This window comes from Pseudomonas fragariae (ex Marin et al. 2024) (assembly GCF_059621105.1).
Genome location: NZ_CM184369.1, coordinates 5,674,539 through 5,696,687, shown reverse-complemented (window position 1 = coordinate 5,696,687; position 22,149 = coordinate 5,674,539). Strand labels below are relative to the sequence as shown.

At 60.6% G+C, this 22,149-nt stretch carries 16 protein-coding genes; 14 read left to right on the top strand and 2 right to left on the bottom strand.

Annotation, left to right across the window (positions count from 1 at the left end; translation table 11 throughout):
* Positions 1-7: 7 nt before the first annotated feature.
* The 10 genes from AC54XV_RS24755 to AC54XV_RS24710 all read left to right on the top strand — a co-directional run bounded on the left by AC54XV_RS24755 (position 8) and on the right by AC54XV_RS24710 (position 11,104).
* Complete coding sequence (locus tag AC54XV_RS24755) at positions 8-1,387, top strand: DUF2868 domain-containing protein (RefSeq protein WP_058399442.1); 1,380 nt, start codon at positions 8-10, stop codon at positions 1,385-1,387.
* Positions 1,380-2,768 (top strand): GTPase/DUF3482 domain-containing protein, encoded by a 1,389-nt coding sequence (locus AC54XV_RS24750; RefSeq protein ID WP_058399443.1) that lies wholly within the window; start codon positions 1,380-1,382, stop codon positions 2,766-2,768. The genes AC54XV_RS24755 and AC54XV_RS24750 overlap by 8 nt, the downstream gene beginning before the upstream one ends.
* Before the next feature lie 445 nt (positions 2,769-3,213).
* Complete coding sequence (betI, locus tag AC54XV_RS24745; protein WP_496717332.1) at positions 3,214-3,807, top strand: transcriptional regulator BetI; 594 nt, start codon at positions 3,214-3,216, stop codon at positions 3,805-3,807.
* Between the two features lie 102 nt (positions 3,808-3,909).
* Positions 3,910-5,382, top strand: coding sequence for a betaine-aldehyde dehydrogenase (gene betB, locus AC54XV_RS24740; protein ID WP_496717330.1), 1,473 nt, complete (start codon positions 3,910-3,912; stop codon positions 5,380-5,382).
* Positions 5,383-5,522: 140 nt separating this feature from the next.
* Entirely contained in the window at positions 5,523-7,229 is a 1,707-nt protein-coding gene (gene betA, locus AC54XV_RS24735; protein ID WP_003402225.1) for a choline dehydrogenase, read from the top strand.
* 243 nt (positions 7,230-7,472) lie between these two features.
* A complete protein-coding gene (locus AC54XV_RS24730) occupies positions 7,473-7,991 on the top strand; it encodes an RNA polymerase sigma factor (protein WP_011269200.1) in 519 nt (172 codons plus the stop codon).
* Positions 7,988-8,971: a FecR domain-containing protein gene (locus AC54XV_RS24725; RefSeq protein ID WP_058399444.1), complete on the top strand. Its 984-nt coding sequence runs from the start codon at positions 7,988-7,990 to the stop codon at positions 8,969-8,971. Before AC54XV_RS24730 ends, AC54XV_RS24725 begins: the two co-directional genes overlap by 4 nt.
* A gap of 121 nt (positions 8,972-9,092) precedes the next feature.
* Positions 9,093-10,226 (top strand): PepSY-associated TM helix domain-containing protein, encoded by a 1,134-nt coding sequence (locus AC54XV_RS24720; RefSeq protein WP_011269198.1) that lies wholly within the window; start codon positions 9,093-9,095, stop codon positions 10,224-10,226.
* Complete coding sequence (locus AC54XV_RS24715; protein ID WP_003402221.1) at positions 10,223-10,405, top strand: hypothetical protein; 183 nt, start codon at positions 10,223-10,225, stop codon at positions 10,403-10,405. Before AC54XV_RS24720 ends, AC54XV_RS24715 begins: the two co-directional genes overlap by 4 nt.
* Positions 10,406-10,474: 69 nt before the next feature.
* Positions 10,475-11,104 (top strand): glutathione S-transferase family protein, encoded by a 630-nt coding sequence (locus AC54XV_RS24710; RefSeq protein WP_011269197.1) that lies wholly within the window; start codon positions 10,475-10,477, stop codon positions 11,102-11,104.
* Positions 11,105-11,627: 523 nt separating this feature from the next.
* Here AC54XV_RS24710 and rloA2 read toward each other — a convergent pair.
* A complete protein-coding gene (rloA2, locus tag AC54XV_RS24705) occupies positions 11,628-12,131 on the bottom strand; it encodes a retropepsin-like aspartic peptidase RloA2 (protein ID WP_003402218.1) in 504 nt (167 codons plus the stop codon).
* 193 nt (positions 12,132-12,324) lie between these two features.
* On the opposite strand from rloA2, the gene yihG reads away from it, so the two are divergent.
* Together yihG and AC54XV_RS24695 are read left to right on the top strand one after the other, a co-directional pair.
* Positions 12,325-13,218: a 1-acylglycerol-3-phosphate O-acyltransferase, YihG family gene (gene yihG / locus AC54XV_RS24700; RefSeq protein ID WP_024641133.1), complete on the top strand. Its 894-nt coding sequence runs from the start codon at positions 12,325-12,327 to the stop codon at positions 13,216-13,218.
* Positions 13,219-13,289: 71 nt separating this feature from the next.
* Positions 13,290-14,336 carry an RHS repeat-associated core domain-containing protein gene (locus tag AC54XV_RS24695; RefSeq protein ID WP_496717326.1) on the top strand — a complete coding sequence of 349 codons (1,047 nt, stop codon included), beginning with the start codon at positions 13,290-13,292 and terminating at the stop codon, positions 14,334-14,336.
* On the opposite strand, the gene AC54XV_RS24690 is transcribed toward AC54XV_RS24695, so the two are convergent.
* On the bottom strand, positions 14,316-14,879 hold the full coding sequence (locus tag AC54XV_RS24690) for a DUF2780 domain-containing protein (protein ID WP_003402209.1): 564 nt from the start codon (positions 14,877-14,879) through the stop codon (positions 14,316-14,318). The two genes, AC54XV_RS24695 and AC54XV_RS24690, sit on opposite strands and share 21 nt — an antisense overlap.
* A gap of 224 nt (positions 14,880-15,103) precedes the next feature.
* Between AC54XV_RS24690 and AC54XV_RS24685 the strand changes: the two genes are divergently transcribed.
* Positions 15,104-20,929, top strand: coding sequence for a hypothetical protein (locus AC54XV_RS24685; protein ID WP_496717324.1), 5,826 nt, complete (start codon positions 15,104-15,106; stop codon positions 20,927-20,929).
* 120 nt (positions 20,930-21,049) lie between these two features.
* Positions 21,050-22,060 (top strand): RHS repeat-associated core domain-containing protein, encoded by a 1,011-nt coding sequence (locus AC54XV_RS24680; protein WP_258081720.1) that lies wholly within the window; start codon positions 21,050-21,052, stop codon positions 22,058-22,060.
* Positions 22,061-22,149: the final 89 nt, after the last annotated feature.

Sequence of the window (22,149 nt, the reverse complement as noted above, 5' to 3'; positions counted from 1 at the left end):
ACACTGTGTGACTGCACTGACCCCCCTCGATACCCTTTGGCTGACCGAAGCCGTGCGCCTGCGTGAACAGCAGGCTGGCGTGCTGGATGATCTGGAAGCCAATCGCCGTGCCCGCGCTGCCGGAGGCGACCTGACTGCGCGCATTACCCACCGTGCCCTCGGCCTTGCGCAGCGCGACGGCATGCTTGGCGCGCTGCATCACTGGAAGCAGGGCGCACGGCTGGCGTTGATTGCGCTGGCGGTGCTCGCGGTCATCAGTGGCGCGGGCCTGGCGTTCGCCGCAATGGGCGACGGGCAGGCACCGGTCAATGTGTTCTGGGCGCTGGGCAGCCTGCTTGGGCTGAACCTTGTGCTGTTGCTGACCTGGGCGCTGGGCCTGATCTTCGCCGGGCGCAGTAATACCGGGCTGGGCCGGGTGTGGCTGTGGCTGAGTGAAAAGCTCGCCCGTGACGCCCAGGCCGCACAACTCGCCCCCGCGCTGGTTTTGCTGCTGCAACGCCAGCGCCTGAATCGCTGGGCGCTCGGGCTGGTGGTTCACAGCCTGTGGCTGCTGGCGTTACTCACTGCGCTGCTGTTGCTGTTGATGCTGATGGCGACCCGGCGTTACGGGTTTGTCTGGGAAACCACCATTCTGAGCAGCGACACGTTTGTCAGCCTCACCCAGACGCTCAGTACCGTCCCGGCATGGCTGGGGTTCAGCGTGCCGGATGAAACCATGATTCGTGCCAGCGGCAATGGCGCGTTGAGTATCGAGAATGCGCGTCAGGCCTGGGCGGCGTGGCTGGTGGGTGTGCTGCTGGTGTACGGCATCGTGCCGCGTCTGTTGCTGGCCGGGTTCTGCCTGTGGCGCTGGAAGCAGGGCAGGGCAGCGCTGCGCCTTGATCTGGATTTGCCCGAATACCTTGAATTGCGTGAGCGCCTGATGCCCAGCAGCGAGCGCCTGGGTGTCAACGATGCCGAACCTGCTGCGCTGCATCAGGTGCAGTCCGGCCTGGGGGCTGTTGAAAGCAATGGCGCCTTGTTAGTGGCCATCGAGCTGGATGATCAGCAGGTCTGGCCGCCAGCGCTGCCGTCGGGTGTGGCCGATGCAGGTATTCTCGACAGCCGTGAGTCGCGCCACAAACTGCTGGAGCAACTGACCCAGTATCCGCCTGCGCGCATAGTGATCGCCTGCGACCCGCGCCGTTCGCCGGACCGTGGCAGTCTGGCGTTGATCGCCGAACTGGCACGCTGCGCCGGTGCAGCGCGCATCTGGCTGCTTCCCGCGCCTGCCGGGCAGAGGCTTGATTCGGAGCGTTTGAGCGACTGGCACGTCGCGCTGGATCAATTGCAGTTGCCGCACGCCGACACTGTGCCCTTGAACTGGCTGGAGACAGGCCATGACTGAAGCAGACGGCACTCGTGCGATCAAGCTGGCGGTGGTCGGTCATACCAACGTCGGCAAGACCTCGCTGCTGCGCACGTTGACCGGTGATGTCAGCTTCGGCGAAGTGTCCCATCGTCCCAGCACGACTCGCCATGTCGAGGGCGCGCGCCTTTCTGTGGACGGTCAGGCCGTGGTCGAGCTGTACGACACGCCGGGTCTGGAAGACGCCATTGCGCTGCTCGATTATCTGGAGCGCCTGGACCGACCCGGCGAGCGTCTGGACGGGCCGGCACGACTGGCGCGTTTTCTGGAGGGCAGCGAGGCACGCCAGCGTTTCGAGCAAGAGGCCAAGGTCATGCGCCAGTTGCTCGACTCGGACGCGGGTCTGTATGTGATCGATGCGCGTGAGCCGGTGCTGGCCAAATACCGTGACGAGCTGGCGGTATTGGCGAGCTGCGGCAAGCCACTGCTGCCGGTGCTGAATTTCGTCAGTGCGCAGCAGCACCGCGAGCCGGAGTGGCGCGAAGCGCTTTCACGCTTGGGCCTGCATGCGCTGGTACGTTTCGACAGCGTAGCGCCCCCGGAAGACGGCGGTCGTCGTCTGTATGAAAGCCTGGCGCTGTTGCTGGAAAGCGCGCGGCCGCGGCTTGAACGGCTGATTAATGATCAGGAAAAACAGCGCTCGGCCAAACGCCATAGCGCTGCTCGCCTGATCGCCGAGCTGCTGATTGATTGCGCAGCGTGCCGACGCAGTGTCGAAACCACCGCCGACCAGGAGCAGCAGGCCGTGGAAGCGCTGCGCAAGGCGGTTCGGCAGCGCGAGCAGCAGTGTGTCGAGGCACTGCTCAAGCTGTATGCGTTTCGCAAGGATGATGTGTCCAGCAGCGATTTGCCGTTGATGGACGGCCGTTGGGGCGATGACCTGTTCAACCCGGAAACCCTGAAGTTGATGGGCGTGCGCGTTGGCGGCGGCGTGGCGGCTGGCGCGGCGGCCGGGGCAGGGGTCGATCTGATGGTTGGCGGCGTGACGCTGGGTGCGGCGGCGCTGGTCGGGGCGATTGCCGGTGGTGCGTTATCCACCGCGCGCAGCTACGGCGGCCGGTTGCTCGGCAAGCTCAAGGGGCGCAGAGAGCTGACCGTCGACGATGCGGTACTGCGCCTGCTCGCCCTGCGTCAGCGTCACTTGCTGCTGGCGCTGGGTGTCAGGGGCCACGCTGCCTTGCACAGCATCGAACTGACCACACCGCAGGACAAGACCTGGCGCAAAGGCAAAATCCCCGAACCCCTCTCCCGAGCCCGCGCCCACCCGCAGTGGTCGACGCTCAACCCACATCCGAAGCCAAATCAGGGCGAGAGGCAGGAAGCAATCGATGAGCTGGCGGATGTGGTGTTGCAGGATTGAGCCCTTGCGGCTCTGAAGAGCGGACGCAGAGCGTCCAGAACGGCATGCGACGCGGAGCGTCGCACGATAGTTGAGGTCATCGTTCCTCACGCTCCAGCGTGGGAATGCCTGTCGTGACGCTCTGCGCGTCACAGATCCAAGCCGCGCCACCTGCTCAAGGGAGGACGCGGAGCGTCCAGAACGGCATACCCACGCGGAGCATGGGCACGATAGTTGTAGATCCTATCGTTCCGCACGCTCCAGCGTGGGAATGCCTTGCGTGACGCTCCGCGTCACAGATCTGTGCCTTGCCGCAAAGTGATGGCTGGACGGATTCAGACTGCCCGACAAGCAGTGAAAACGCGCTTCTTGTTTTTTATTGATTGATCGTTCAATAAAAAATCTTTAGACTGGCCCCGTCATTTCGATACAACGATCACTGCAGACACCCGGGAGAATCGCGCCAATGCCCAAGGTCGGAATGCAACCCATCCGCCGCCAACAGTTGATCCAGGCCACGCTGACTGCGGTCGATCAGGTCGGTATGGGTGACGCCAGCATTGCCTTGATTGCGCGGCTGGCAGGCGTATCAAACGGCATCATCAGTCACTATTTTCAGGACAAGAACGGCCTGATCGCTGCCACGATGCGGCACCTGATGAACGCCTTGATCCAGAAAGTCCGCGAACGCCGTCAGGCGCTGACCGAAGACAGCCCCAGGGCTCATCTGCAAGTGATCATCGAAGGCAACTTCGACGCCAGTCAGGTCAGCGGCCCGGCCATGAAAACCTGGCTGGCCTTCTGGGCGACCAGCATGCATCACCCTTCGCTGCACCGATTGCAGCGTATCAACGACCACCGTTTGTATTCGAACCTGTGCTGTCAGTTCCGCCGCACCTTGCCACTGGAACAGGCACGCAGCGCCGCCCGCGGGCTGGCAGCCCTGATAGACGGGTTGTGGCTGAGAGGCGCGCTGTCAGGCGATGCATTCGACACCGAGCAAGCGCAACGGATCGCTTACGAGTACATGGACTTTCAATTGGCGAAATCGGCGAGCTGAAGCTTTCGAAGCTCCTCACCGAGCGACTGTATAAGCCTGTTGCCGAACCAACCCGGCACACTGAAAACAGTCATCGCCCCCCACTGAATTTGCGAGGACTTTATGGCCCGTTTTGAACTGCAGAAACTTTACATCGATGGCGGTTATGTCGATGCCAGCAACCCTGCAACCTTCGACGCCATCAACCCGGCGAACGGCGAAGTCCTGGCGCAGATCCAGCGCGCCGGCAAGGACGATGTCGAGCGCGCCGTCGTCGCGGCCGAAAAGGGTCAGAAAATCTGGGCCGCCATGACTGCGGTCGAGCGTTCGCGCATCCTGCGCCGTGCCGTCGACATCCTGCGCGAGCGCAACGATGAACTGGCCGCTCTGGAAACCCTGGACACCGGCAAGGCCATCTCTGAAACCCGCTACGTGGATATCGTGACCGGCGCCGACGTGCTGGAATACTACGCAGGTCTGGTGCCCGCCATTGAAGGCGAGCAGATCCCGTTGCGCGACTCTTCCTTCGTCTACACCCGCCGCGAGCCGTTGGGTGTGGTGGCCGGTATCGGCGCATGGAACTACCCGATCCAGATCGCACTGTGGAAATCCGCCCCGGCACTGGCGGCGGGCAATGCGATGATCTTCAAGCCGAGTGAAGTCACTTCGCTGACCACCCTGAAGCTGGCAGAAATCTACACCGAAGCGGGTGTACCGAACGGCGTATTCAACGTGCTGACCGGCAGCGGCCGTGAAGTCGGCACCTGGATCACCGAGCACCCGCGCATCGAGAAAGTCTCCTTCACCGGCGGCACCGACACCGGCAAGAAAGTCATGGCCAGCGCCTCGAGCTCGTCGCTCAAGGAAGTGACCATGGAACTGGGCGGCAAGTCACCGCTGATCGTGTTTGACGATGCCGATCTGGATCGCGCCGCTGACATCGCGATGATGGCCAACTTCTACAGCTCCGGCCAGGTCTGCACCAACGGCACCCGCGTGTTCGTGCCGAATGCCCTGAAAGCCGAGTTCGAAGCGAAGATCCTCGAGCGTGTGAAGCGCATCCGCGCCGGTAACCCGGAAGACGAAAACATCAATTTCGGCCCGCTGGTCAGCTTCGAGCACATGGAAAGCGTGCTGGGCTATATCGCCAAGGGCAAAGAGCAGGGCGCACGTCTGTTGTGCGGCGGCGATCGCCTGACCGGCGGTGTGTTCGACAAGGGCGCGTTCGTTGCGCCGACCGTGTTCACCGACTGCACCGACGAGATGACCATCGTGCGTGAAGAAATCTTCGGCCCGGTGATGAGCATCCTCGGTTACGACACCGAAGATGAAGTGGTGCGCCGCGCCAACGATACTGACTTCGGTCTGGCCGCAGGCATCGTGACCCGCGACCTGAACCGCGCCCACCGCGTGATTCATCTGCTGGAAGCCGGTATCTGCTGGATCAACGCCTGGGGCGAGTCGGCGGCACAAATGCCGGTCGGCGGTTACAAGCAGTCGGGCGTCGGCCGTGAGAACGGCATCAGCTCGCTGGCCCAGTACACGCGCATCAAGTCGGTACAGATCGAACTGGGCGATTACGCCTCGGTTTTCTAAGCACGGTTTCAGTGGCACGCGGCAGGCCTCAAGCAGACGCACTCAAAAGCTGCCTGCCGCACCCCATTTTCACGAGTATCGCCTGGCGGCTTCTGCTTGCGGCCAAGGCTTGAAACTCGCAGCTCTATGAGGGAGCCTCTATGACGACTCAATCCGAATACGACTACATCATCATTGGTGCCGGCTCGGCCGGTAACACCCTGGCAGCCCGTCTCACCGAAGACGCAGGCGTCACCGTTCTGCTGCTCGAAGCCGGTGGCCCGGACTACCGTCTGGATTTCCGTACCCAGATGCCTGCCGCCCTGGCATTCCCGCTGCAGGGCCGTCGCTACAACTGGGCCTACGAGACCGAGCCAGAGCCGCACATGAACAACCGCCGGATGGAATGCGGTCGCGGCAAAGGCCTGGGCGGCTCATCGCTGATCAACGGCATGTGCTATATCCGCGGCAACGCGATGGACTACGACGGCTGGGCCAAGGAGCCGGGTCTCGAAGACTGGAGCTACCTCGATTGCCTGCCGTACTTCCGCAAGGCCGAAACCCGCGACATCGGCCCGAATGATTACCACGGTGGTGAAGGTCCGGTCAGCGTGACCACGCCCAAGGCGGGCAACAATCCGCTGTTCCACGCGATGGTCGAGGCGGGCGTGCAAGCCGGTTTCCCGCGTACTGACGACCTCAACGGTTATCAGCAGGAAGGTTTCGGTCCGATGGACCGCACCGTGACGCCTAACGGTCGTCGCGCCAGTACCGCCCGTGGTTATCTGGACGAGGCCAAGAAGCGCTCGACCCTGACCATCGTCACTCACGCGCTGACCGATCGCATTCTGTTCGAAGGCAAGCGTGCCGTCGGCGTGGCCTACCTGGTGGGCGACAGCGACACGCGCATCCAGGCCCGTGCCCGCAAGGAAGTGCTGCTGTGTGGCGGCGCGATCGCTTCGCCACAGATTCTCCAGCGTTCCGGCGTCGGCCCGGCCGAAGTGCTGAACAAGCTCGATATCCCGGTGGTTCATGACCTGCCGGGCGTTGGCCAGAACCTTCAGGATCACCTGGAGATGTACCTGCAGTACGCCTGCACCCAGCCGGTGTCGCTGTATCCTTCGCTGAAATGGTGGAACCAGCCGGCCATCGGTGCCGAGTGGATGTTCCTCGGTACAGGTATCGGCGCGAGCAACCAGTTTGAAGCCGGTGGTTTCATTCGCTCCAGCGAAGCGTTCGAATGGCCGAACATTCAGTACCACTTCCTGCCGGTGGCGATTAACTACAACGGCACCAAGGGCGTTCAGGAGCACGGTTTCCAGGCTCACGTCGGCTCCATGCGTTCGCCGAGCCGTGGTCGTGTGCAGGTCAAATCCAAAGACCCGCGCGAGTACCCGAGCATCCTGTTCAACTACATGGCCAGCGAGCAGGACTGGCAGGAGTTCCGTGACGGCATCCGCCTGACTCGCGAGATCATGCAGCAACCGGCGCTGGACCCGTACCGTGGCCGCGAAATCAGCCCCGGCATCGACGTGCAGTCCGACGAGGCGCTGGACCAGTTCGTGCGTGAGCATGCCGAAACGGCTTATCACCCGTCCTGCTCGTGCAAGATGGGCACCGACGAGATGGCAGTTGTCGATGGTCAGGGTCGCGTGCATGGCTTGCAAAGCCTGCGCGTGGTCGATGCCTCGATCATGCCGATCATCACCACCGGTAACCTGAATGCACCGACGATCATGATCGCCGAGAAAATCGCCGACAAGATCCGTGGTCGTCAGCCTCTGCCACGCAGCACGGCCGACTACTTCGTCGCAGGCGACAAGCCGGCACGTGGCAAGCCGCTGCGCGAGATCAGCCATCAGGCCTGATCCGACGACCAGGCGTCCTCCCGGGACGCCTTGCGTTGTGCATGCTCCAGCGTGGAATGCATGTCCACACTGGAACATTGGTACGACAGTTACGAGATTCTCGTTCCTCACGCTCCCGCGTGGGGACGAGAACCCGCTCGATTCAGACCCTCCTCCCGACAGACGCGAATTGCCACTACCCCTCCGCTCTGCCACAATCGCGAATGATTCTCTTTAGTTAGAACTTTCTCATCGAGGCCATTCGTGTCGTCAGTCCCAAGCACTCATAGCGAGATCGTTGGTGCGCTGTATCGCGATCATCGCGGCTGGCTGCTGGCCTGGCTCAGACGCAATGTCGCCTGCCCGCAACGTGCTCAGGATTTGAGTCAGGACACGTTCGTGCGCTTGCTGGGGCGCCATGAATTGCTTGCGCCCAGAGAACCACGCGCTTTTCTGGCAACCGTCGCCAAAGGGTTGATGTTCGATCACTTCCGACGCGCTGCGCTGGAGCAGGCTTACCTCGGGGAATTGATGCAGGTGCCCGAGGCCGAGCAGCCCTCTCCGGAAGAGCAGCTGCTGATTGTGGAAGACCTCAAGGCCATCGACCGCATGCTCGGCACACTGTCCAGCAAAGCGCGTGCAGCTTTTCTGTACAGTCGCCTCGACGGCATGAGTCACGCCGAGATTGCCGAGCAGCTGGGCGTTTCGGTCTCGCGCGTCAGGCAGTACCTGGCTCAGGCCATGCGTCAGTGCTACGTGGCGCTCTACGGTGAGCCGACGTGAACACCAGACCGGTCTCTGCCCGTGTGCTCAATGCGGCCATCGAGTGGCAACTGAACATGGACAGCAACGGCGGCAATGACGCCGAGCTGGCGCGCTGGCTGGCCGCCGACGAAGAGCATGCCCGGGCCTGGAGCCAGTTGGGCATGGTCAATCAGCGCTTTGCTTTGCCCGCAGGTCCGGCACGCAAGGCGTTGCAACAGTCACCGGGTGCCCTGCGGCACAGCTTGCGCAAGCTCGGTGGCGGTCTGGCCGGAGTGTTCATGGCCTTGGGCCTGGCATTGTTCGTCGGCGATCGCTATCTGCCGATCGATTACTGGCTTGCCGACCAGCGCACCGCCACCGGTGAACAGCGCGACGTGCGTCTGGCGGACAACACCCTGATTCGTCTGAACACCCACAGCGCAATCGATGTGCGCTTCGATGCGCAGCAACGTCGGGTCATTCTGCAGGACGGTGAAATACTGGTGCAGACCGGCGATCATGATGACCCGCGGCCCTTCATCGTCGAGACGGCGGATGGAAAGATGCGTGCTCTGGGAACGCGTTTTCTGGTCCGGCGCGAGTCCGATGGAACCCTGCTCAGCGTGTTGCAATCGGCGGTTGTCGCCCACCCGCGCAATGCTTCCGGTGAACAGGTTCTGCGTGAGGGCCAACAGGTGCTGCTGACCCGTAACGGACTTGGCCCGTTGCTTGGCATGCCTTCCGGCGCCGACGCCTGGACGCGCGGCATGCTGGTGGTGGACAACGCTCGGCTGGCCGACATGCTCGCTGAACTGGGGCGTTATCGGACAGGACATCTGGGCGTCGACCCGAAGGTGGCCGATCTGCGCGTCACCGGCACCTTCCCGTTGACCGATACCGACCTGGCGCTCAAGGCGCTGCTGCCGACCTTGCCTGTGCAGATCGAGCAACACACGGCGTGGTGGGTGTCGGTGCTGCCCAGGGATCAACAGCCCGGCACCCCTCCGGCAAAACTCTGAAACATACCCTTTCATGCGGACAACGGATCGCCCTGACACTTTTTCGGTTTCGAGCGGCTTAGTCTTACAAGTCATTTCGGGGACGCGCTCAGCGCTGCGTCTCTTCGTCTGTGGATAAACCATGAAAAGCCAAACCGTGCGCCGCTGGTCCATCGTGCATACCTGGAGCAGCCTGATTTGCACCCTGTTCCTGTTGATGCTGGCTGTCACCGGCCTGCCGCTGATCTTTCATCATGAAATCGATCATCTGCTCGGCGACGCTCCGCATTACAAAGAGATGCCTGCCGATACGCCACGTCTGGACCTGGAGCAACTGGCCAGGGCTGCCGAAGCGCATCGCCCCGGCGAGGTGATGCAGTATTTTGGCTGGGACGACGAAGACCCCAATGGCGTCATGGCAATCACCGCTGCAACCGCCGGCACCGAGCCCAACTCCTCGCACACCTTCGCCCTCGATGCGCGCACCGGTGAGGCACTGGAGATGCCTTCTGCCAACGGCGGCTTCATGATGGTCATGCTGCGCCTGCACGTAGACATGTACGCCAATCTGCCCGGCAAACTGTTGCTGGCGTTCATGGGCTTGCTGTTTGTGGTGGCGATCGTTTCCGGGACCGTGTTGTATGCGCCGTTCATGCGCAAGCTGGAGTTCGGCCAGGTGCGGGTCAATAAATCCAGGCGTACGCGCTGGCTGGACCTGCACAACCTGATTGGCGTAGTGACATTGACCTGGGCGCTGGTGGTCGGCGTGACCGGGGTGATCAGCGCCTGCGCCGATCTGCTGATTGCCTCCTGGCGCAATGATGCGCTGGCTACCATGATCGCTCCCTACAAGGACGCGCCGCCATTGACCCAGCGCGCCCCGGCGACTCGATTGCTGGAGATTGCCGAATCCGCTGCGCCCGGCATGCAGGCCGATTTCATCGCCTTCCCCGGCACGCGCTTCTCCAGCGAGCATCATTACGCGGTGTTCCTCAAAGGCAATACACACCTGACTGCGCACCTCGCCACACCGGTGCTGATCGACGCCCAGACCCTGCACGTCACCGCCGTGGTCGAACGTCCCTGGTACATGGACGCACTGGGGATGTCGCAACCGCTGCATTTCGGCGATTACGGCGGCATGCCGATGAAGATCCTCTGGGCGGTGCTGGACGTGCTGACCATCATCGTACTCGGCAGCGGCGTTTATCTGTGGTGGGTGAGGCGTCGTGCCGCGCGCTCGGTGAGCGCTGTTCAGGCTCAGGTGGCGCAATGAGTTCGAAGCCATCGCGATTCTGGAAGACCTTTGCGATACCCGCCGTCATAGCGCTGCTTATCGGCGGCGGGCTGTTCGCTGCGCTATTGGGTGACGGCTGGTGGGATACGCTGGCGTGGCTGGGCATGGGGACGGCGGCCCTGTTGAGTATCAAGGGCTTGCTGGTACGGCGCGGTTGATTGAAGTGCTGATTGCAGGCACAGCACAGGCTGACTAGTCTAGGATCCTGTCTCATTCGAGGAATACCCATGTCAGCGCCCACGATGACGTTGTACTTCAACGCCGCTTCGCCCTTCGCCCGCAAGGTGATGGTGATGCTGCATGAAACCGCTCAGCTCGATCGCGTCGAGTTGCAGACCACAGTACTGACACCGGTCAGCCCGTCTGCCGAGCTCAATGAAGACAACCCGGCCGGCAAACTTCCCGCGTTAAGGCTGGCCGACGGCAACGTCATTCATGACAGCCGGGTGATTCTTGATTACCTCGACCATCAGCACGTGGGCCTGCCACTGATCCCACGGGAAGGTTCGGCACGCTGGAGGCGCATGACCCTGGCCTCGCTGGCCGATGCGGTGCTGGATGCAGCGGTGCTGATCCGCTATGAAACCGCCTTGCGTCCGCAGGAAAAACACTGGGATCAGTGGCTGGACAACCAGCAGCAGAAGATTGAACGCTCGCTGCATTACTTCGAAAGCGATGCGGTCACCGAGCTCAGCACGTCGTTCGATGTCGCATCGATCAGCGTCGCCGCGGCGCTCGGCTATCTGGATTTCCGCCAGCCGGATCTGAACTGGCGCAGCACTTATCCGCGACTGGCCGCCTGGTACCTGGACGTCAGTCAACGCCCGTCGATGATCGCGACCCAGCCGCCGGTCTGAGTCAATCTGCGCCGCGCTGCACAGTCAAGCCAGGACGCGGAGCGTCCAGAAATGCATACCCACGCGGAGCATGGGTACGATGGTGTTCTCGCGGGCGGCTATCGTTCCTCACGCTCCAGCGTGGGAGTGCCGTGGGTGACGCTCTGCGTCACAGATCTGCGCCGCGCTGCACAGTCAAGCCAGGACGCGGAGCGTCCAGAAATGCATACCCACGCGGAGCATGGGCACGATGGTGTTCTCGCGGGCGGCTATCGTTCCTCACGCTCCAGCGTGGGAATGCCGTGGGTGACGCTCTGCGTCACAGATCTGAGCCGCGCCGCACATTCGGGATAGGACGCGGAGCGTCCAGAAATGCATACCCACGCGGAGCATGGGTACGATGGTGTTCTCGCGGGCGGCTATCGTTCCTCACGCTCCAGCGTGGGAATGCCGTGGGTGATGCTCTGCGTCACAGATCTGCGCCGTGCCGCACATCCCGGATAGGGCGTGGAGCGTCACACGATACTGAGGACTATGAACAACCTCAGCAATCAGGCTCGTCAGCGGTATAACGACGGGCCGGATTGACTGCGGCGTCGAACTCACGCAATGCCTTGGCACCGATCAACAGCGGGAAGTTGAAGTGGCTGCGGTCCACCAGGTTGACCTCGACCGTACGCTTCTTGTCGCCCAGGCACAGTTCCAGGTCAACGACAGGGCGCTTGGCAGGGTTGATGCTTTCGTCGTCATCGTCGTCACCTTCTGCACGCCCCTTGATCTTGCTGATCCGCGACACCTTGTGCTCATACACTTTGTTGTCTGCACCCTTGGTTGCCAGGCGGAAACGTACCCAGTCATCACCATCGCGCTTGAACAACTCGATGTCCTTAGCCGACAGCGAGGCGGTCAGTGCGCCGGTGTCCATCTTGGCCTTGAAGGTCTGGCCTATTTCCGCAACCTTGATGTTCTCGTAGCGACCATACAACGTCGGTTCAGCGGCCATGACCGGCAGGGCCAGCAAAGACAATAGCGCCAGGATCGGTTTCACGTGGGAGGTTCCTCGCAATAGTCAGCGCCTGATTGGCGCCCGGTTTTAGACAGCGAACCTGCGGTAGGTTCGTCAGAATAAATGTGACGTCAGCATAAAGGCCGAGACGTGAAACATTTGTAAGTACCTGTGTAATTGGCGTAAAACGCGAGGATCTTTATTATTGCCGCCCCTGAACCTTCAAGAGTCCGTCATGCGCCGTCTGTTCACCGGCTGTTTTGTTGCCCTGCTGTTACTGATCAATACGCTGCTGCTTATCGGTCCGCTATTGATTTTTGCGTTGCTCAAGCTGTTGTTCAGAGGCCGGATGCGCGATCGCTGTTCAGCGGCGGTGATGTGGATCGCCGAAACCTGGGCCGAGATCGACAAGGTCATCTTCGCCACCTGCATACCGACGCAGTGGGACATTCGTGGCGATGAGGGGCTGCGTGGTGACACCTCCTATCTGGTCATCAGCAATCATCAGTCGTGGGTGGATATTCCCGCGCTGGTCCAGGCACTCAACCGGCGCACGCCGTTCTTTAAGTTCTTCCTGAAAAAGGAACTGATCTGGGTACCGCTGCTGGGCCTCGCATGGTGGGGGCTGGACTACCCGTTCATGAAGCGCTACAGCAAGGCGTTCCTGGCGAAGCATCCGCAGCTCAAGGGCAAGGACCTGGAAATCACCAAGGCTGCCTGCGAGCTGTTCAAGCGCCAGCCGGTGACCATCGTAAACTACCTGGAAGGCACGCGCTTCACTGCAGCCAAACATGCCGCCCAGGGCTCTCCCTACACCCATCTGCTCAAACCCAAGGCCGGCGGCGTAGCCTTCGTGCTAGCGGCAATGGGCGAGCAACTCGATGCCATTCTGGACGTCACGGTCGTCTATCCCGATTCAGGCATTCCCGGTTTCTGGGACATGCTCTGCGGTCGGGTCTCCAAAGTGATCGTCGATATCAAGACCCGTGAACTGGACCCGGCGCTGTGGCAGGGCGATTACGAAAACGACCCTGTGTTTCGCGAGAAAGTGCAGGGCTGGGTCAATCAGCTCTGGGACGAAAAGGACGCGCGTATTGCGGCGTTGCGGCTGGAGTTGCCCGGGCACTGACAGTTCTGACAGGTAGACGAGGCGAAACGGGCGGATGAGACTGGCCTTTAATGTTGCCGGAATCCGCTCTCATGTCATCGCCCGATGTTTCGCTGATCGGCTTATACCGTTACGACGGACTGGACCGACTGGCAAGCATAGTGCCAGCGGGGCAGGAGGTCGTCAGGCGTTTCTATCGAAACAACCGCCTGACCACAGCAATACAGGGCACTTCCCGCCAGTCTGTCGTTCAGACAGAGGATCTTTTACTGGCATTGCGCCGTGTGGAATCTGATCAGCTCCTGTTCGATCTGCTTGCCACAGATCAAGCCAGCTCGGTGCTGCACAGCCTTGATGCCATGCGCAATCAGGCGTTTGTCTACAGCCCTTATGGCAGGCGATCCCTGCAAACAGCCGCACTGGGCGTACCTGGTTTTACAGGGCAGACGATTGATCCGATCACTGGACATTACTTGCTGGGCAATGGACTTCGCGCATTCAACCCGACGCTGATGCGCTTTAACAGCCCGGATACGCTGAGCCCGTTTGGTGAAGGCGGGATAAATGGTTATGCCTACTGTGGAGGAGATCCTGTCAATAACGTCGATCCGACGGGACAAGTATTTCGGATGGTTTTGGCAGTGTTCATTCCGCGTGCGCTAAAGTCGGTAAAACTGATCAGCGCGCAATTTGGCGATGTGATTGAAACAACCCGCAAAGGCTTAATCCCTGCTGCTAGCTCACCGATGCCTCTGCAAGGCAGTAGAAAATGGCTTGATGACGCGCTTGAACCATTCAATGACAGCCAGTCTTCCTTCATCAAAAACCTCCGTCAAGTGAATCGCAATTTTGCCAGTCACGGAGACTCAGGGTTGAGTTTTGAGCAGGCCGAGTATTACGCGCGACTGGCGTCGCAAGTGTACTCCGGGAAAAAAAACGACTCGACAGCGTTTGGGGCGGCTGCTTTCAAATGGGCTCGGCAATTACCTGAAGGCCGCAGCACCGCCATGGTTGGCGCGGCCTTCAATTCAGCAGGTGCGATGATCTCGGGCGCTATGCAAAAAAAGCAGTACAAGAGCGGAGATATATTGAGGAAGGCTACGCGTATAAGGTCCGGCTCAGCTCCCGGTACCCCATAACCCACTCAGACTCTGCAACGCCGAACCACTGGCACCTTGCTGTCCCAGGTATTGCAGAATCAGCGGGGCAAACTGGCTGACCATCGTGCTGTCCATGCCCAACGCCTTGAAGGCATTGTTCACATCACCCATGCTCTGCACGTTGCCCAGTGCGCTGTTGAGCATCGAACTATTGCCTGACTTGCCGCCCAGCAGACTGCCCAGCCCGTTGGCGCCGCCCAGACTGTCCAGCGCGGACGTGCCGGACATTTGCTCCAGGCCCGGGACCGACTTGGCCAACTGCGAGTAATCGGTGCTGGTCAGTTTGTTCTTCGCCAGCCCGAGCAATGCGCCCGTCCCGCCAACCGCCTGTTCCGGGGTGACATTGAGCTGCGTACCCAGGGTATTGAGCAGCCCCGCGACTTCGGGTGCCGCCGTGGCTTTCTGATTGCCGTTGGTGGCATTGGAGACCGCGTTCGCGGCGTCATTCAGATTGAAGGCAAATGCCGGGCTTGCCGCCACAGCCATCAACGTTGCCAAAGCCATTGCGCGTGCAGTTTTCATTGCGTCACCTTTATCGAACTCGAACCGCCCGTGAGTGGGCGATGAAGCAGAGGGTTTGACTGGAGGAACAGAAGCTTGTTCCCGGGGCGGGGCCGCGAACCACGGCAACGTCCGGTATTTGCTCGGTGACTGGACCTGGGTCGTCCTGAAACATCTATGTATTACCCCGCTTTTTCCGCGAAACAGCATGGTGTCGGTCATTTGGAATGCACGGAGCATCAGCAATGACCGACACCTACACCTCACTTCCTTCCATGCCAGCTGCCACCAGGGAAAGCCTTCATCTCGTACTGGCAACTGAAGGTCGCGAGCAACTGGCCGCCATTCTGCAACGTCCCCGACCCGAAGGTTTCACGCTACTGGACGAGATCCAGGTACTTGGGGCTGCCAGCTCGTTCGGGCGATGGGCCGACGACATCGAACTCCTGAGTACCCTGAAATCAATGCTGTTCGATGACGACCTGAACGCCCTCAGCGACAGCGCAGAACGCGTTACCCGTTCTGTCGCTTCGCCGGCATCGGGGGAAGGCCCCGAGCACGAACTGGCCAAAGCGGCGTTCGATATTGCGCAGAGTCATCAGCGCGAGTCACATTCGTCGTGTGTCCGAAGCGAGCGCATCGATCGTACCCGGGGCGATTACCGCAGGTTGCTGAATACGCTGCGGGCACGAATACGGGACGTGACGACCGGCACCTGTGCGACCAACAGAGTGTTCGTGGCGGTGGCCGATGACTCGCCGTTGTTTGCGAGCGTCGCTTTTGGCGGTTCTATCGTGCAGCAGTTCAAGGTGTTGCTCCGGGCTATCGCCGGCGTGGACCCTGCTGGCGATATCGATGAAGATCTGTTGCCCGGGGTACGCCTTAAAGACCTGCGCTACGTTCTTGATCTGGTCAACACGACTCAGGTGGACTTCATGCAGCCTTTCACCTGTGTGCTGCATGTCAGGATGAATGAGGGCAGGCCGGTTCACTCGCTGCAACTGCAGGGCATTTCCGAGGGCCGGCAACCTGCACACGCCACGCTGTCAGACCTGCACCTGCGAGTGATCCGTTTCACGGACTGCCTGGCCCCGCTGGCGCCGCATCTGGAGTCCGCAGATGCCAGGTGCATTCTGGCCATTCGCGACGATCGAACCGTCTCATTGCACGGCCTGCTCGATTACTACGGTGTCGATATTCCCCTGGCTGCCACCCGAGACGACCTGCTGCAGGCGATCACTGCGCTGTTGCCCGGAGAGCGCGAAGCCGACCCCGCAGTGATGGCGCCCGCGTTGCCTTTCACCCTGGCAGAACACCAGCGTTTCATGCTCGATACGTCGCAGGTCTACACCTTCCGGCAGCACAAGGTCCAGGCGCATGGCACTGACGATTACGGTGTCATCGACCTTGAGCTGGAGAAAGAGATGCAGTGGCATCTTGATCGATGCCGCACCTTGCTGAACAGCTACCGGCATTTCGGTGCATCGCTGCAAGACAACGAAAACGCGCTGCTGGCAATGTTCCAGCAAGCCGGTGGCATCACCCTGAAACTGGTCGTTTACGACAGCGACGGCCACCAGGATATCTACCGGGAGCAGCACACCGTCAATCCCTGGCGCGCGAAAGATCTTGCCGAATATTTCGACGTGGCGCGCCAGGAACTGTCGTCTTACATGATCAATACCATTTGCTATGGCGAGGCCGAGGGGGCGATCAATATCGAACGGCTGATCGTGCAAGTGATCGTGCCCAATCCTGTCCAGCGTCGTCATCCGCTGAGCGATATCGACATCGAAGCCTTCGATATCCGCAGCAAAGAACCTCCGTTTCTGTACGTAGACCCGCTTGCACTGGGTGCTTATGACGTCATCAGGTCGCGGTTTGTGGCGCTGACCGAGGAGCTGCGCGAGGTGCAATGGGACGCCGGCCACTCGGTGACATTGCAGCGCGCGGTCCGCTATCTGCTGGCACATTACAAGGAGGACCTGCCGGCGTTGCCGCACGCGCAGCGTCACGCGGCCTATACCCGGCGCTTGAATGATGCCGTCAACGCCTATTACAGCGTGATTGCGCAGAACCTCGAGGACCAACAGCGACTGCAAGTCGTTCTGCAGCCGACCCAGCCGGAGTTCGTGGCGCGTGAACTGTGCCGTTATCTGGGGCTGAACGAATCCTGCTGGCCGGTGATTGCGCGGTCTTCGTTCGATATCAGTTACCAGGCCGGCTGGATCAATACCGGCACGTTCTTCAGGCACGAAGAGTCGCTCGGTTATCGAACCCTGCTGAGTGTGGTGTATGACGAAGACCTGCGCCGCGAGCTGGCGCTTGCCGACAATCGTGATGAACGGCTCGGGCAGCTGGCTCAGGCGCTCGCCGATAAAACCCGTTACACCGCAAGTCTGGACGCGTTGCAGGCGAAGCTGACCGGTTTATTCGAGGCGAACATTGCCTTCGTCAACAACAGCCTTCTGCCTGCTCGACTGACCGCACCACAGGCAGCGTTCAAGCGCGAGGCCGAGAACTACGCCATCCAGGCGACCGAAACCTACCGGGCGCTGGAGGCCGAGCGGCTCGTGCTGGTCTCCGGTACTGCCGCCGAGCGCTTGCAATCTCTGGAAGGGGCCACGCTGTCGGACAGTGACAGGCCGGTTCATTGCATCGAGTTATTGAGCGCCGACGAGAAGGTCCGCCTTGAAGCCAGTGCTCTGGCGTTCAGGCAGATGTTGAGTGCCCGGGCTAACTATGATGACATTCAGAACATGTCGACCAGCGCGCAGCATGTGCTGCAACTGGTGCATCAGGTCGGCGGACTGATTCCTGTACTGGGCAACTTCATCAACCTGGGGTTCGATATTTACGACGGCAATGATGAAGGCATCGCTACGGATGCACTCAACATCATTGCCGAGCTGGTGCTGTGCAAGCTGCGCACGCTCCCTCCCAGGGTGCTGGGTGTGCTGATGCTGCAAGGCACCAACAGCTGGACGATGAGCCAGCAGGTCCAGGCCCTCGGCGAGTCGATCAGGGCCAACGACTACGAGGCGTCGGTGAAGAACTTCGGTTTTCTGCTGGTCGGTCTGCGTTCGGCGCTGCACTGCGGCATATCGGCGGTGAAAGGGCTGCGCTCCGCGACACTGCATTATCAACAGACCGTCAGCGAGCACGGCGTGTCTGACAGGTCTGATCTGACCGAAACGGCTCGACACCCTGAGCACAGCGATGCCATCGAGCGCGAAGCCGAGGGCGAACACCTCGCGAGGCGTCGGCCGTCGACAAGCAGCTCCCACTGGCGGGTCTCCGAGGATGGACAGATATCCGAAAGGCCCACGGGCAGAAAGGTCACGCGCCTCGACTGGAACGGCAACGCGATGGTCGAGGGCGGTGCTCGGGCGGTGCTGCTGGGTGGGATAAGCGAGAAGATTTACATGCTCAACGGCTATGCCTGCCGGATGGTCAGCGGGCTGGCGGGGACGGAATTGCGACCGCTGCATACGCTGGACCTGGAAGCAGGGCAATGGCGCAGGCATCCGCAGTCAACGGTCGACGCCCCGCAGCTTTCACGTTTTGCCCACACCGAAGATTTTCCGCTTGGCTTCAGCGGCCGACCGCAGCGTTTTCTGGCTCCCGCCAACACGGTCAGCTGGTATGACAACTGCGTGGTGACACTTGAAACAGCCTCCGTGCGGGTCATCGACGCAGATGGCAGGGTAAGCCAGCAGAGCGTGGCGCTTGGCGTGATCGAGCACAAATACGTCACCGAGCGTAAGGGTCATGTCGAAGTACTCGAACATGCGGGCACCGATGTTGAGACGACCGCCTTCATTCGCGCTGACGGCAGCCGCATGGACGTCGCCAGGGTCTTGCCCGCAATCCCGACCTACAAGCCTGAAATTCAGGCACAGATTGTTGCCGCTCAGGGCATGTTCGTGACTGTCCGGATAAGCGATACGCTGCAAGGTCTGGTCGGCAGAAAAACCGTGGCCGGCGTTCTGGCGACGCTCAGTGATGGCCGCGGGCAGGAACTGGTGATCGAAGCGGATCGCGGCGTTCACTATCGCGGCACGCTGCCCATCGAGCACTTCCTGGCGCTGGCGCCGGGCGAGACGTTGCACGACCAGCGGCCTGTTGCCCTGACCCTGCAGAAAATCAGCCCGCAAGCCGATCCCAAACGGGCGTTGCCTCACCTGTGGCACGACCAGTCGGATTATCGCGACGGCATCGCCCATGATGACTTTGCACTGGAGCTGTTCTATGGCGCGAAAGCGGCGAACGAAGCCTATGCACGCAACCCTCAGTGGGTCGCCAGGAACATCGACGCCGTGGCCAAAATCAAGTCGCGGCTGCCCTCGTCTATTACCTCGGTGGAAAATCCATACTATGTACTCGATACCCCCGAGGAACTGGCCATTCTTTTTGCTGCGCGCAACCAGGCGGCGTTGGCCAATACCTTGCTGGGCCATACCATTGAATGGGGAGCGGCATCGAGGTCCAGGGAGTTAAGCCTGGGGGAAAATATCCTCAAGCAGCTTCGTCTGAACGGGCCGCTGCTGGCCGCGCAGGAAAACATTCCGCCGCACGCCAGCGAGCGAGCTGCCTTGGTCAGTCAGCTTCAGGAGAAGCTGGCCCGCAACAACCTGATGATGGCTGAAGTCAGCCTGAAGTCAGGGGAAAAAGCCTGGTTCGCCCATTCGCCTGCCAGGCATCTCGGCATGCTGGCGGGGCATCTGCACGATGAGTTTTACCTGAGTCATGCGGGGTCGGTCATCGATCATGTCGAAGCCTGTTTTAGCGACCCGTCGAGAATCGAAAGTATCGCCGTGCTGTCGCTCGATGACGTCTCGGAAACCGATGCGCGACGCATTTTTCTTTCCTCGCAGCGCGGCTACACCTATGAGTCGGTCACCAGCCTGGAGCAGCCGGCCGAGCATGCACATCTGAGCGGTGCGCAACTGCAACTGCACATCGACGATGCCCTTTATCCCGAGCGAACCCGAGGTGTGGGGATTGCCAGCGCGGCTGTCGACCTGACAGGTGCCGAGGCGATCAGCAGCGGGCCAAAGCGCGGCAGTTACTCGATTGAGGGGCGTGACTACATCAAGCTGGATAACGGCAGGATCTACCGGGCCGAATGGGATGAGCGCAACCGGGTGTTTCTGCTGGTGCCGCCGCAGGGCAGGTCGCGCGCCGAGAGCCTGGCACTGCCCTGGGTGCGTCACATCGGCGGGCATGAGTTCACGCTGATCAACCGGCCAACGCTCAAGGGCGGCAATGTCGTCGATCAAATGATCTGCAGCATCCGCACCCGGCGGCCGACCGATAGCTTCGCAACCCACGAGTCCCATTCCGCTCATGACACGGCGAGCGGAACGCTTCAGGTTCACCATGAAGACCTGCACATTATGGACGACGACGTTCTGGTGCCCGGCAAGCTTAATGTGCCATCGAGCCTTTTCCACTCCATCGCAGCAGATCGTGACGGTTATGTGAGGCTCGAAGCCAGGGCAGCGGTGCCTGAAAGCTGCATCTCCAGCACCGAATTCCTGGTGTCGAAATATGCCGGTGGACAAGTCGCGTTCGATTACCAGGGCGAGAGCCTTAACGATCCGACGCCCGTGGTGCCCAATGTCGAGGTCGTCGCCCTGCAGGATGGCCAGCCGGTGAGCCTGAATATCACGACAACAGCGCTCGATGACTGGATAAATGCACGCGGCCACTCTGATTACTTCGTCGGCGAGCAGTCATTTCCCGAGATCGGTGAAGGTATCGGTTTCATCGAGCGAGGGGGGCTGGAGGGCAGCCCGTCATCCGACTACCCGTTTCATTTCATGTTCGTGGCCGGGAAAGTGCTGGACCAGAACGGGCAGGTTACCGGGGTGCTGGCCTCGGATTTGTCCGAGCCTGCACGTGAGCCTGATCAAGACGGAGTCACGCCGCAATTGCCGGCCAGACGGAACTGGAATCTGGGGCTTTTCCCGTCAATCGACAGCATGCGCGGGTCGCCGGAACCTGACAGCAACGCCTACGTGCAGGAGCATTACTACTCGGTATTGGTGAGGGCTGTGCGGGAGTAGGGCGCTTCCCCAGCGTTTTTTGTCCCGCAGGCGGAACAGCCTAGTAGTTCTGCTAGCTGGGCGGCAGCAGAGCGTCAGCCCAGACTTGCTGCCATAGGGTGACTTCAAAGGAGTGACAACATGGCGTCGTCCGGGCAATCCGTGCTCTGTGTCTATCGCTACGATCCATTGGATCGCCTGGCCGATTGTTCGCCTGCGGGGCAGGGCAGCACTCGCTTTTTTTATCAGAAGACTCAATTGGCTACGCAGATTCAGGGGCAGGTCCAGCACACGCTTATGCGCACGGATGAGTATTTGCTGGCGTGCCTGAGTGCAGAAAATAATCAGCGCGAGGGCACGTTGTTGGTAACGGATCAACAGCAGTCAGTGACCGTCGCTCAGTGGTTGGAGTTTGCCTACACACCTTACGGACATCGTCATCCTTCAGGCCCCGCTGGCCTGCCGAGCTTTACCGGCCAGCGAGTTGACCCGGTGACGGGGCACTATTTGCTGGGTAACGGGTATCGGGCGTTTAACCCGGTGTTGATGAGGTTCAATAGCCCCGACAGTTTGAGCCCGTTTGGTGAGGGTGGGGTGAATGCGTATGGGTACTGTGGGGGGGATCCGGTTAATCGGGTTGATCCGACGGGGCACGTTAATGCTCGAATACTGGCACTGATATTCCGAAATAGACAAGCTTTGGTCGCTGCGAAAAAAGTCACTGAGCACCGCCATAGCGTTCTTGTGCCTGGCAGTCCAACCTCCTCGCGTTTAACGCGTACAGGAGGCGTTTCAGGGGCTAAAGGGCCCGTAGCTGTTCCAGATTTCATCAATAAACTGGCCCAACCTGAAAATGTGCCGGCTCATTTAAAAACTCGACGGCGTTTACCTGCGGTACCAAGCGACGCGCGGCTGCATACAAGATGGGCCGCCCCTAAGTCCTCAATAGCACCTCGTAATATCTACCACCTCCCAAGCGGAGTGGTGCGCCGTCCAAAGCGTATCGAGCTTCCCGCAACGCCATTCCAGCGTGTGCTCACTGGAGATCTGCCAATGGATACAATTTATCAGTATCCAAGACTTTCACGCTCTCAAGCACGTGCCTTGAAGGTAATCAGAAGAGGGGAAATGTTGCAGAGAGATCATTCTTAAAGTATTTCAGTAAGTGTTAACTTCAGGCAGTCAGATCCCACGTCTTCCGTGAATATTGCCGTGCGGTTTTAGAAAGGAAATTCGACTGA